The following is a 12977-nucleotide window of genomic DNA, read 5'->3' as shown; positions in this document are numbered from 1 at the left end:
TTTTTTTGGATTCTTGTCTTGAGTGCTCATTTTAAACATATTTTAAAGTTCGAAATAAAATTAGCCATTAACCGCATGAGCATAGTATCCCATAAATCAAAATTAGAACTCAAAAAATACAAGATTCAAGATTATGTCAGATGATTTATAGCTTGTTCCATATTAATGCCTTTTCCTAAAATACCTTTAAAAATATCTTTAGATTTAAGCACCCTGTCAGGTACTGTTTTTAGCGTAAAATCACTAATGCGTAAACCGGACTTAACCTCGGTCCACTTCAATGGCGTCGATACAGTGGCCAACTTTTCAGGACGCACGCTATAAGCTGAAGCAATGGTCTGACCTTGCCTATTCTGCAAATAATCCAAATAGATTTTTGGGCCTCTTTTTTTAAGTGAGCGCTCTAATGTTGTTAATTTAGGTAACGCTTCATTTACATACACGCAGAACAGTTTTGTGAAATCGCGCGCTTCTTCATAGGTATATAAACCTCCCATGGGAATATAAATGTGGAGTCCGGAAGCTCCAGATGTTTTACAAAAGCCTTTTATTTTTGCCCGATCTAAAACACTTTTAACAACCAAAGCGGTCTCTATAACTTCTTCAAATGTATTTTCTGATGACGGATCTAAGTCGATGATGGCATAATCAGGATTATTGAGTTGATATATGGTAGAGTGCCAAGGATGCAACTCAATACATCCCAAATTATTCATGTAAACCAAGGTGGCCTCATTTTGACATAGCAGATAGTTAATAGTCTTATTTGATGATTTTGATGGAATTTCGATAGTCTCAATCCAACTTGGAAGATTCTCATGATCTTTCTGATAAAAGGAATCCCCTAAAATACCGTTGGGATGCCGATGCAGACTTTCAGGACGGTCTTTAAGGTAAGGCAAAATATAGTCGGACATTTTAATATAATAATCGAGCAGATCATACTTTGTCAACGGCGGATTTGGCCAGTATAATTTATCAGGATTGGTAATTTGAACTTCAATGCCATCAATCTCCAATGAGAATTTAGAGTCTGATTGTTTGTGCTTTTCTTCAGATTGATCAGACTTGGGAATACTATCAAAGTCTATAGTTTTATCTTCTCTCATTCTTAAAAAAACAGGATGCCGCATAATATTTGATGGCGTCCATTCAGAAAATTTTACCTCGCACACAAGCTTGGGAATTAGCCATACGGCCTCACGACCTTTAAGGTGCTTGCGAATATCGAAGAAAGGAGTATCCGTTTCCAATACTTTAAATTTATTGTAAAGCTCATCAATTTGTTGCTCTGAAAATCCAGAACCGCAAGTGCCCACATACACCATTTCATCAGCTTCAACCATCCCTAATATTAAAGAAGCGAACTTTCGAGATTTCGTTTTAGATCGGGTATATCCACAAATAATAGTTTCGGTATTTTCCATTTTTTTGAATTTTAACCAATCTGAAGAACGCACATTTGGTTCGTATTTTGAATCGGATTTCTTAGCAATAACCCCTTCCATCCCCATGTCAATTGCTTTCTCGTAGACGGTAACCCCCATAGATTCCACATGATCACAGTATTGCAAATGCGGCAAATCTGGCAATAACTCTTTTAACAACTCCTTTCTATCCAATAAAGGTAAATCGAGAGTATCGTGTCCGTTGAGATGGAGCAAATCAAAAATATAATAGACCAATGCACCTTCTGTACGTTCTGGATCATACTTTTGCAAGGCATTAAATTGTGGCAAACCGTTACGGTCCAAAACCACTATTTCACCATCTAAAATGGCCGTATGTTCCAAGTAGCCCAATTGTTGATGGATGACTTTGAATTTTTCGTTTAAACTAATACCATTTCTCGAATACAACTCTACTTTGCCATTTGCAATGGTGGACACCGCGCGATACCCATCGTATTTCAGTTCGTAAATCCAATTCTTATCGTTAAAAATCTTTGTGCCTGGCGATGCAAGCATCGGTTTTATTAGGGATTTTAAATCGAGTTGCGATCCGTGGGCTGTATTATCATTTGAAAACTCCTCCAACTTGTAGTCTTCCGCATCATAATTAAGATCTGTTGCAAATTGATCGGCATGTTTGATGAGCAGCCACTGGTCTTTTTTATTCATTGAAGAGGAACGTACCAAAGTGAAAATTCCTTTTAACTTTTCGCCGTGAAAAATAATTTTCAACTTCCCATCTGCATAATCTGCGGAAAGGGTTTGCTCCTTATAAAGATTTTCATAAACGCCTGAATCCCATATGCTCATTTTACCAGCGCCGTAATTGCCTTTAGGAATGACACCCTCAAAGGTTAAGTAATCAACGGGATGATCTTCCGTGTGCACCGCCAATCGCTTATCCTTTGGATTCATGGAAGGTCCTTTCGGGACCGCCCAACTTTTGAGCACACCTTCCATCTCCAAACGCAAGTCATAATGTAAATGACTGGCACGATGCCGTTGGATGACAAAGCGATAGGCATCATCGTCATTCAGAATATCCTGAGGTTCAGGTGTATTCTTAAAATTACGTTTCTTCCGGTAGTCTTCCAGACCCATGATTAGGAGGCTTTCTTTTTACGCTGCTCTAAACTCGCTTTTAATTTGGCCATCAAATCTTTAGCTGCTGTTGGCTCACTCTTTGTTTTTTCAACCTTCACCTTTTTACCTGAAGCTTTCGACTCGATAATTTTAAGCAACTGACTATTATACACATCTTTATATTTTGTGAAATCGAATTTTTCCGTGTAGTTTTCGATCAAGTCTTCAGCCATCGCAATTTCTTTTGCAGATGTTTTAGTAGAAGGGATTTTCACATCTTTAGGATCGCGAATTTCATCAGCAAACCGAATGACGTGCAATACAATCACATTTTTATAAACCCCGATAAGCGATAAATTTTCCTTTTGACGCATTACAAAAGTAGCGACCCCCAGTTTGCCCGTTTTCTTAAGGGCATCGCGCAATAAATTATAAGCTTTGCCACCCTCCTTTTGAGGTTCAAGATAATACGGGTTCTTAAAAAGCATATCCGCCACTTCGGTTTCATCAACAAATTCCTCGATATCTATTGTCTTACTTTTCTTGACATTAGCATTCTCAAAATCCTCTTTTTCCAGAACAATGTAAGCGTCATCTTTTTTATAACCTTTAACGATGTCCTTCCACTCCACTTCTTCGCCCGTATCTTCATTGACACGCTTATACCGAATGCGCGCATGGTCATGTTTATCGAGCATATCCAAGTCTAAATTGCGACTTTCTGAAGCCGAATACATTTTTATGGGGATTGATACAAGGCCAAAACTTACGGTGCCATTCCAAACTGATTTCATATTCTGAAGTTTAATTATTCTACAAGTGCAAATACCGTTACATGATGTTCGGGCTTGAGCTATCTTACTAATTATAGAACTATCCCAAGCATTTTACTATCACGACTAATTTGCCCGATAAAATTTAAGACTTCTCATCTTAGCGAATGATTGCAAAGCATTTTTTTTGTAGCCCAATCAAGAGTTGCAGATAAAATAGAGATTCAGGGAAATAAAGATGACTTTACCGAAAAGTAAATTGAAAATATCTAAATTAAAATAATTGATTTTTTATATTTGCACCGCTAAAGTTCTTTTAGGATTTGTATTGGGTACCAAAAACTACTTGAAAAATTGAGAACACTCTTAATTTTCAAATCCTTTGACACTTATTTTAATGCGCACGTGGCGGAATTGGTAGACGCGCCAGCTTGAGGGGCTGGTGATCGCTTAGATCGTGGAAGTTCGAGTCTTCTCGTGCGCACTTTATAGCAACTTATTTCCTACAAGTTAGATTGATTTCTATTCTTTTTCACTATTCTTTTTGCCTTCAATTTTATAAAAACCACATAATTAAACATCATGTGATATTTTAACGTAATTTTGTTTCATATTTTCGATAAAAGAATGAACAATATTAAGACCATATTCAGTATAAAAGATCTTGAACATCTTACGGGAATAAAGGCACATACTATCAGAATCTGGGAAAAAAGGTATCAGTTGCTCGAACCTGAGCGTACAGAAACGAATATCCGCTACTACAATTTAAGCCATCTTAAGAAGTTGTTGAACATCAGTTTCCTCAACAATAACGGTCATAAAATTTCGAAAATAGCATCGTTATCTACTGAAGACATTCACCACCAAGTGAGGGAATTGGTTGGCAAAGGACATCTTCAGAATCATGCCATCAATACGTTCAAGTTGGCCATGTTAGATTTTGATCAGGAGCTGTTCTATGAAACCTATAACGCGCTGATAAAGACAAAATCATTTTCCGAGGTGTTTTATGAATTGTTCTTGCCCTTACTCTCGGAAATTGGCACGCTATGGCAAACAGACACCATCACTCCGGCGCATGAACATTTTATATCGTCACTGATTCGACAAAAAATCTTGATTAATACAGAACTTTTACAATCGCAAAATAAAATAGAACACAAGAATGCCTTTGTATTGTTTCTTCCCGATAATGAAATTCATGAAATAGGATTGATGTTTGTCAATTACGAATTAGTAGCGAAAGGCCATCGCGCCATTTTTCTAGGCTCTAGCGTTCCCATCACCAGTTTAACTGACGTTTTGCCTTATTTTAAGGAGATCACTTTTATTTCCTACTTTACAATTAAGCCTGAAAAGGAAGAACTCTCAAACTATTTTGCAGAGTTCGAATCAAATCTACTAAAAGGCACTAGCAATAATTTATGGGTACTTGGTCAGATGACACAACACATTGACAGCCAATCCTTACCAAAATCAATTACAACCTTTAAAACAATTGACAGTTTAATAGCAGCGATTTAGAGTATCAAAATTGTTTTTTGTTTAACTTTTAAGTATATTTGTTAAACAATGAAAAAACGTATTGCTATAATTGGTTCTGGTTTCTCTGCACTATCCGCAGCCTGCTATCTTGCGAAAGACGGCTACAACGTGACTATTTTTGAAAAGAATAAAACTATTGGAGGTCGCGCCCGACAACTAAAAAAAGACGGATTTACCTTTGATATTGGTCCAACCTGGTATTGGATGCCTGATGTGTTTGAACGCTTTTTTGCCGATTTTGGTAAACTACCGTCTGATTACTATCAGCTTGAAAAGTTAAATCCAGCCTATAGCGTGTATTTCGGGAAAGACGATTACATCACCATTGAAGATACTTTAGAGAAAATCTGCGAAACTTTTGAACAGGAAGAACCGGGAAGCTCCCAAAAACTCAGAAAATTTATTGCCAACGCGCAACACAATTATGAGGTTGCCATTAAAGATTTAGTATACAGACCGGGAGTGACGCCTTTTGAATTGATGACGCCGGTGACAATCAAAAAATTAGATCAGTTTTTTAGTACGATCAAAAAAGATGTGCGTAAAGAGTTCAAAAATGAGCGCTTGGCCAAAATTTTAGAATTTCCTGTCCTCTTTTTAGGTGCTAAACCTGATAATACACCATCCTTTTACAGTTTTATGAATTATGCTGATTTCGGAATTGGCACCTTTCATCCTAAAAAAGGAATGTATCAAGTTATTTTAGCAATAGAGCGATTAGCACTAAGCCTAGGCGTTACAATCAAAACAGAACAATCTGTCGATAAGGTTAGTGTGTCTGATGCCAACGTGACGAGCATCACCGCAAATGGCAAAAAACTTCCATTTGATATTGTCTTAAGTGGTGCCGATTACCATCACACCGAAACATTATTAGAGCCCTCTTATCGCCAATATTCTGAAACGTATTGGGAAAAGAAGGTGTTTGCGCCCTCTTCGCTCCTATTTTATGTGGGCTTTGATAAGAAATTAATTAACGTTAACCACCATACGCTATTTTTTGACGTCGATTTTGAAGTCCACGCCAAAGAAATATATGACACGCCACAATGGCCTAAAGACCCGTTATTTTACGCAAGTTTCCCATCCTTAACTGACCAAAGTGTGGCTCCTGAAGGTCAGGAAGCGGGAATCTTTTTAATTCCGCTGGCTCCAGGATTGGAAGATACTCCTGAATTGAGAGCCCTTTATTTTGACAAGATTATCTCACGGTTTGAGAACTTAACCTCCCAAAGTGTTCAAAAAAATATTATATTTAAAGAGTCGTTTTGCGTAAATGACTTTATTAAAGATTATAATTCTTACAAGGGCAACGCCTACGGAATGGCAAATACACTATTGCAAACAGCCTTTTTAAGACCTAAATTGAAAAGTAAAAAAGTAAATAACCTGTATTTTACAGGACAGTTAACCGTACCAGGACCCGGAGTGCCACCATCACTTATTTCTGGAAAATTGGTTTCAGAGCTTATTAAGAAACATCATACCCTCAAAAATTATGAAACAGCTATTTGATACCGTTTCACATCGATGTAGTAAGGCCGTGACCAACTCTTACAGCACATCTTTTTCGCTTGCCACCAAAATGCTGGCCAATAGCATCCGTCAGGATATCTACAATATCTATGGCTTTGTGCGTTTTGCAGACGAGATTGTCGATTCTTTCCACGATTATGACAAACAAATGCTTTTTGACCGTTTTGAAGAAGACTTAGAAATGGCACTTACACAAAAAATAAGTTTAAACCCGATTCTTAATTCTTTTCAAGAAACCTTTCATAAATACAGCCTAGACAAGCATCTTGTGGACGCCTTTATGAAAAGTATGCGCTTAGATTTGCACAAAAGCGATTACCTCACCGAGGCTGATTATAAGATGTACATCTACGGTTCGGCTGACGTGGTGGGTTTAATGTGTTTAAAGGTTTTTGTAAAAGGCGATCAAAATAAGTACGAGACCTTAAAGGAAAGTGCGATGAGTTTGGGCTCCGCCTTCCAGAAAGTCAACTTTCTGCGGGATTTAAAAGCCGATTATGAAGATTTAAGTCGCACGTATTTTCCGAACACCAATTTGAACCATTTGGATGAAGCATCTAAAAAAGCCATCATCGATGATATTGAACATGATTTTGCCTTGGGATTAAAAGGCATTAAGGAATTGCCAATTGAAGCCAAATTTGGTGTATTTATGGCTTATAGATATTACAACCAACTTCTCAAGAAACTAAAGAATACACCTGCGTTAGATATTAAATCGACCAGAATCAGGGTGCCAAACTACAAAAAGTTTGAACTTTTAACCCGAAGTTACGTCAAATATCAACTCAATTTAATGTAAGTTTAGACATGCAAATTTTTCTTTGGATACTGATATTTTTTGGCACGTTTGCCATTATGGAATTTAATGCGTGGTTTACGCATAAGTACATCATGCACGGCTTTTTATGGAGCCTTCATAAGGACCATCACCATAAAGATCATAAAAGTTGGTTTGAGCGTAATGATGCTTTTTTTATATTCTATGCGGTGATCAGCATGACCTGTTTCTACTTATGGAGCTATGAAGACCTTTGGTATTGCCTGCCATTAGCATTGGGCATTTTAGCCTACGGCATTGCTTATTTTACGGTGCACGACATCTTTATCCACCAACGCTTTAAAATCTTTAGAAACGCTAATAATTGGTACGCCAAAGGCGTGAGACGTGCGCATAAAATGCACCATAAACATTTAGGTAAAGAAGATGGGGAATGCTTCGGGATGTTGGTAGTTCCATTTAAATACTTCAAAAAATAAACAGTTTAGGTCGGTTATCATGATGCAAGACAGGACGTCTTTTGATTACATTATCATAGGAAATGGTCTTGCCGGCTTGCAATTGGCCCTAGAACTGGCCAAAGACCCGTTTTTCAAATCCCACACCATTGGACTCATTGATCCCTTCCTAAAAGACATTAACGATAAAACCTGGAGTTTTTGGGAAATAAGTGCTGGCAAATGGGATTCAATTGTTGAAAAGACTTGGCACACTGCAAAATTTGAATCGCCTGAAATATCTTTAGAAATTCCACTTCAAGACTACAATTACAAAACCATAAGATCGCTAGAATTTTATGAGGCTGCAAAAACCCGACTATTAAGTCATCCCAATATTAAATTTATAGTAGATACGGTAGAAGAAATTCAAGAAGGCCCAACTTCTCAAGTTAAAGGAAATAAACAGACCTATGATGCAACTCATATTTTTGACAGTAGAGTCCCGAAAGAATTTTATGCAGCAAATGCTTCACATACGCTAATACACCAACATTTTAAAGGTTGGATTATTGAAACCGATACACCGCGTTTCAATCCGGAAGCTTTTACGATGATGGATTACAGATTTCAATACAAAGACTCGACAAGTTTTATTTATGTACTGCCGTTTTCTGAAACAAAAGCGCTTGTGGAATATACCTTTTTCACGCCGTTTACTGTAGCACCGGAAGTCTATGAAGCGGCTATAAAACGTTATCTTTTAGAAAAACATAAAATTGAAAGCTTCAGAATAATCGAAACTGAAGTGGGCAATATCCCGATGACGGATTTCCCCTTTTGGAAGCATCACACAAAAAACGTCACCAAAATTGGCACCGGTGGCGGTTGGGTTAAGGGCTCTACGGGTTATTCCTTTAAGCATACCGAAAAAAACGTCGTCAAGCTGATTGCAAACATTAAAGCTGGCAATGCTCCATCGCACAAACTATTCAAAAGGAAATATAAATTTTACGACAAGATATTTCTAAAAGTACTTCATGATGAAAACGAAAAAGGCGTATGGATTTTTGAACGGTTTTATTCAAAAAACACCATTCAAACCATGTTTCGGTTCTTAGATGAAGAAACCTCATTTTCAGAAGATCTCGCCATTATGAAATCTTTATTTTCAATGGCGTTTATCAAGGCTTTCTTTAAAGTGCTATTCAAATTTTAAAAGTTCATCCAATAAACCTCTAACTTTTTTACTATTCCAGTCTGCAGCACCCGTTTTATCAATTAGAATATGTCCTTGTTGATCGATAACGAAGGTTCTCGGAATGGCTGAAGTTTCCAATTGTGCTGGATTGGCCGTAATTGAAGCATGTACTACAAAGTCGTAGGCATTTTTCTGCTTAAATTTTGAAATGACTTCTTGCTGTTCGGTTGACACGAAAAGAAATACTACCTCGTCTTTATAGTCTTGATAGAGTTCTTCCATACTTGGCATTTCAGCAATACAGGGCGGACACCAGGTTGCCCAAAAGTTGATAAAAACCACTTTCCCTTTGGCCTCATTAAAATCGTAGCGCAAACCGTTTTCATCTACCAATTGCCAATTGTAATCCGTTAAAGTGATGCGGTCTTCTTCATCCACAATAGACGGACTGAACATGGCCAAACCTTTTTGCAAGAACACTTGAATAGGTTGTCGCGTTTGCGGAATGATCATGATCAAAATGATACCCAAAAAAATAATATTGTTACGCTGACTTTTTGAAATTTTCATAGGCTTAAAATAAAAAAACTCCCGATAGCTATCGGGAGTTTTTTAGAAATTATTTATGGTCTCAAATTAAGACGCATTCTCTTTTTTAATCAAGTTTAAAGCAGATCCTTCATTATACCAATCAATTTGAGACTGGTTATAAGTATGATTTGCAACGATGATATCTTTTGTGCCATCAGCATGTACAAACTCTAATGTTAGAGGCTTCTCTGGAGAGAATTGATCTAAATCTAAGAAATTGATAGTATCATCTTCTTGAATTAAATCATAATCACTTTCATTAGCGAAGGTCAATCCTAACATCCCTTGTTTCTTAAGGTTTGTTTCGTGGATACGAGCAAACGATTTTACCAATACTGCCGCAACACCTAAATGTCTTGGCTCCATTGCCGCGTGCTCACGAGAAGAACCTTCACCGTAGTTATGATCTCCCACAACTATAGAATAGATGCCTTTAGCTTTGTAATCTCTAGCAACGTCAGGAACACCACCGTACTCACCTGTCAATTGATTTTTAACGAAGTTGGTTTTCATACCGAAAGCGTTAACCGCTCCGATAAGCATATTGTTAGAAATATTATCTAAATGTCCTCTGTAACGCAACCAAGGTCCCGCCATAGAAATATGGTCAGTTGTACATTTACCAAATGCCTTAATTAATAGTTTAGCTCCTTTAATAGAATTTCCTATTGGCTCAAATGGTGTCAATAATTGTAAACGTTCAGAAGTTGGACTTACAGATACATCTACTTTACTTCCATCTTCAACTGGCTCAACATAACCTGCATCTTCAACATCAAAACCTCTTGGAGGTAATTCAATACCTTGTGGTGCATCCAATTTCACTTCTTCACCATCTTCATTGATTAGTGTATCATTCATCGGATCAAAATCCAAACGACCTGAAATTGCAATTGCAGCAACCATTTCTGGAGAACCTACAAAGGCATGGGTATTTGGGTTTCCGTCAGCACGTTTTGAGAAGTTACGGTTAAACGAGTGTACAATTGTATTTTTTTCTTCACCTTTCAAATCACTTCTATCCCACTGACCGATACATGGTCCACAAGCATTAGTGAAAATAGTAGCATTTAAATCTTCAAAAACTTTCAAGATACCGTCGCGTTCCGCTGTATAACGGATTTGCTCAGAACCTGGGTTGATACCAAAGTCTGATTTAGCGATAATCTTTTTATCTACCGCCTGTTTCGCAATAGAAGCAGCACGCGTTAAATCTTCATAAGACGAGTTGGTACAAGATCCGATCAATCCCCAATCTACTTTAATTGGCCATCCTTTTTCTCTTGCAAGTTTACCAAGTTCCCCAACTGGAGTAGCTAAATCTGGCGTAAAAGGTCCATTTAAGTGTGGACGTAAGGTACCTAAATCAATTTCAATAACTTGGTCAAAATATTGTTCTGGATTTTCGTAAACTTCAGGATCTCCAGTAAGATATTCACGGATTTTGTTAGCTTCATCAGCAATCTCAGAACGGTCAGTAGCTCTTAAGAAACGCTCCATAGAATCGTCATAGCCAAAAGTTGAAGTCGTTGCTCCAATTTCAGCACCCATATTACAAATGGTTCCTTTCCCTGTACAAGATAGATTTTTAGCACCTGGGCCAAAATATTCTACGATCGCACCAGTACCACCTTTTACAGTTAAGATACCAGCCACTTTTAAGATCACATCCTTAGATGCAGTCCATCCGTTAAGACTTCCTGTTAATTTGACACCGATAAGCTTAGGGAATTTCAATTCCCAAGCCATTCCTGCCATCACATCAACAGCATCTGCACCACCAACACCAATTGCTACCATTCCTAATCCACCTGCGTTCACAGTGTGCGAATCGGTACCAATCATCATTCCGCCAGGGAACGCATAATTTTCTAAAACTACTTGGTGAATAATACCTGCTCCTGGTTTCCAGAAACCGATACCATATTTATTAGATACTGATGCTAAAAAGTCAAAAACCTCACTACTTGTTTCATTCGCACGCTTTAAATCTGGTGCAGCACCTTGTTTAGCTTGAATCAAGTGATCACAGTGTACCGTTGTAGGCACCGCAACTTTAGCTTTGCCAGCTTGCATAAACTGCAACAATGCCATTTGGGCCGTAGCATCTTGACATGCAATTCTGTCTGGTGCAAAGTCTACATAATCTTTACCTCTAGTAAATGCTTTAGTTGGTTCTCCATCCCAAAGGTGGGTGTATAAAATCTTTTCAGATAATGTTAAAGGTTTACCAACTATTTGACGCGCTTTATCCACACGTTCAGGCATAGTTTTGTAAACTTTTTTAATCATGTCAATATCAAATGCCATAGAGTATATTTTAAGGTTGTTGTTTATTTAGTGCTCGAGGTCTCGAGGTGTGCAAATTTACAAAATTTCAAGGACTTTTAAAAATAAGTAGAGAAATCAAAAAAGCATTGCACATAATTCAGTAAATGATGATTTATTAAGCATATAATCAGCCTTTTTGCAAAATTAATGTAGAGAAAATCCTAAATTATTAATTTACAAGGGTAAGAAAACAACTTTCGAATTCAACAGCGATGTTATTTTGAGTACAGTTGACCTTATAAACTCAAATCAAAATGATAGATTATAAAATTAAAACAACTAAAAGCACCTAAAACAAACTCTCAATAATCTGCTCGTCTGTAATACCTTCGGCTTCCGCTTTGTAGTTTTTGATAATTCGGTGACGAAGAATGCCATTCGCAACAGCTTGAACATCTTCTATATCTGGCGAAAATTTACCGCGTATAGCTGCATGTGTTTTGGCCGCCAAAATTAAGTTTTGAGATGCTCTTGGGCCTGCTCCCCAATCGACAAACTCTTTCACCAAATTAGAAGCAGTAGCTTCTTTAGGCCGTGTTTTACCAACCATAGTTACCGCATATTCAATCACATTATCGGCAACCGGAATACGACGGATTAAATTTTGAAAATTGGTGATTTCCTGGGCTGTAAATAATGGATTGACCGTGGTCTTAATATCTGTAGTAGTCGATTTAACCACTTGCACTTCTTCTGCAAACGAAGGATACGCCAAGGTAATGGCAAACATAAAACGATCCAACTGCGCTTCTGGCAACGGGTACGTTCCCTCCTGCTCAATCGGATTTTGAGTAGCCAATACAAAATATGGTAAGCTAAGCTGATAATGATGTCCCGCAACGGTTACCGCACGCTCTTGCATGGCTTCCAATAATGCTGCTTGGGTTTTTGGAGGTGTTCTATTAATCTCATCGGCAAGTATAATATTGCCGAAAATAGGACCTTTTATGAATTTGAAATGGCGATTTTCATCCAAAATTTCACTACCAAGAATATCACTTGGCATTAAATCTGGTGTAAACTGAATACGTTTAAAGTCAAGACCTAAAGCCTGCGCAATAGTATTGACCATTAATGTTTTTGCTAGGCCGGGAACGCCTATTAAAAGAGCATGTCCGCCAGAAAAAATAGAAATCAAGATTTGGTTGACCACCTCATCCTGCCCTACAATTACTTTGGCTACTTCACTTTTTAAGGCTTTATATTTTTTGACAAATTGTTCTACGGCAGCAACATCTGACATAT

Annotated in this window: 10 protein-coding genes and 1 tRNA gene; 6 read left to right on the top strand and 5 right to left on the bottom strand. The window is 37.6% G+C overall.

Annotated features, from left to right (window positions below):
- Positions 1 to 131 precede the first annotated feature (131 nt).
- Both ligD and Q0947_RS14925 read right to left on the bottom strand, forming a co-directional pair.
- On the bottom strand, positions 132 to 2552 hold the full coding sequence (gene ligD / locus Q0947_RS14930; RefSeq protein WP_299399608.1) for a DNA ligase D: 2421 nt from the start codon (positions 2550 to 2552) through the stop codon (positions 132 to 134).
- A 2-nt stretch (positions 2553 to 2554) separates the two neighbouring features.
- Positions 2555 to 3328: a Ku protein gene (locus tag Q0947_RS14925; RefSeq protein ID WP_299399605.1), complete on the bottom strand. Its 774-nt coding sequence runs from the start codon at positions 3326 to 3328 to the stop codon at positions 2555 to 2557.
- A 378-nt stretch (positions 3329 to 3706) separates the two neighbouring features.
- Between Q0947_RS14925 and Q0947_RS14920 the strand changes: the two genes are divergently transcribed.
- From Q0947_RS14920 to Q0947_RS14895, 6 genes are all read left to right on the top strand, one after another.
- Positions 3707 to 3791: transfer RNA gene (locus tag Q0947_RS14920), tRNA-Leu, on the top strand.
- Between the two features lie 143 nt (positions 3792 to 3934).
- Positions 3935 to 4834 (top strand): MerR family transcriptional regulator, encoded by a 900-nt coding sequence (locus Q0947_RS14915; protein WP_299399603.1) that lies wholly within the window; start codon positions 3935 to 3937, stop codon positions 4832 to 4834.
- A 48-nt stretch (positions 4835 to 4882) separates the two neighbouring features.
- Positions 4883 to 6370 carry an oleate hydratase gene (locus tag Q0947_RS14910; RefSeq protein WP_299399600.1) on the top strand — a complete coding sequence of 496 codons (1488 nt, stop codon included), beginning with the start codon at positions 4883 to 4885 and terminating at the stop codon, positions 6368 to 6370.
- On the top strand, positions 6354 to 7193 hold the full coding sequence (locus tag Q0947_RS14905; protein WP_299399597.1) for a phytoene/squalene synthase family protein: 840 nt from the start codon (positions 6354 to 6356) through the stop codon (positions 7191 to 7193). The genes Q0947_RS14910 and Q0947_RS14905 overlap by 17 nt, the downstream gene beginning before the upstream one ends.
- 8 nt (positions 7194 to 7201) lie before the next feature.
- Positions 7202 to 7651, top strand: a complete 450-nt coding sequence (locus Q0947_RS14900) for a sterol desaturase family protein (RefSeq protein ID WP_246926102.1) — start codon at positions 7202 to 7204, stop codon at positions 7649 to 7651.
- A gap of 19 nt (positions 7652 to 7670) precedes the next feature.
- A complete protein-coding gene (locus Q0947_RS14895) occupies positions 7671 to 8828 on the top strand; it encodes a lycopene cyclase family protein (protein WP_366915512.1) in 1158 nt (385 codons plus the stop codon).
- On the opposite strand, the gene Q0947_RS14890 is transcribed toward Q0947_RS14895, so the two are convergent.
- The 3 genes from Q0947_RS14890 to Q0947_RS14880 form a co-directional block, all read right to left on the bottom strand.
- A complete protein-coding gene (locus tag Q0947_RS14890) occupies positions 8814 to 9380 on the bottom strand; it encodes a TlpA disulfide reductase family protein (protein ID WP_299399594.1) in 567 nt (188 codons plus the stop codon). The genes Q0947_RS14895 and Q0947_RS14890 overlap by 15 nt on opposite strands.
- Before the next feature lie 66 nt (positions 9381 to 9446).
- Complete coding sequence (locus tag Q0947_RS14885; protein ID WP_299399592.1) at positions 9447 to 11711, bottom strand: aconitate hydratase; 2265 nt, start codon at positions 11709 to 11711, stop codon at positions 9447 to 9449.
- A 310-nt stretch (positions 11712 to 12021) separates the two neighbouring features.
- Entirely contained in the window at positions 12022 to 12975 is a 954-nt protein-coding gene (locus tag Q0947_RS14880) for a MoxR family ATPase (protein WP_299399589.1), read from the bottom strand.
- Between the last annotated feature and the right edge of the window lie 2 nt (positions 12976 to 12977).

Origin of the sequence: uncultured Gelidibacter sp. (genome assembly GCF_947500795.1) — a bacterium.
In the GTDB taxonomy this organism is placed as follows: Bacteria; Bacteroidota; Bacteroidia; order Flavobacteriales; family Flavobacteriaceae; genus Gelidibacter.
This window is presented reverse-complemented; position numbering and strand designations above follow the sequence as displayed.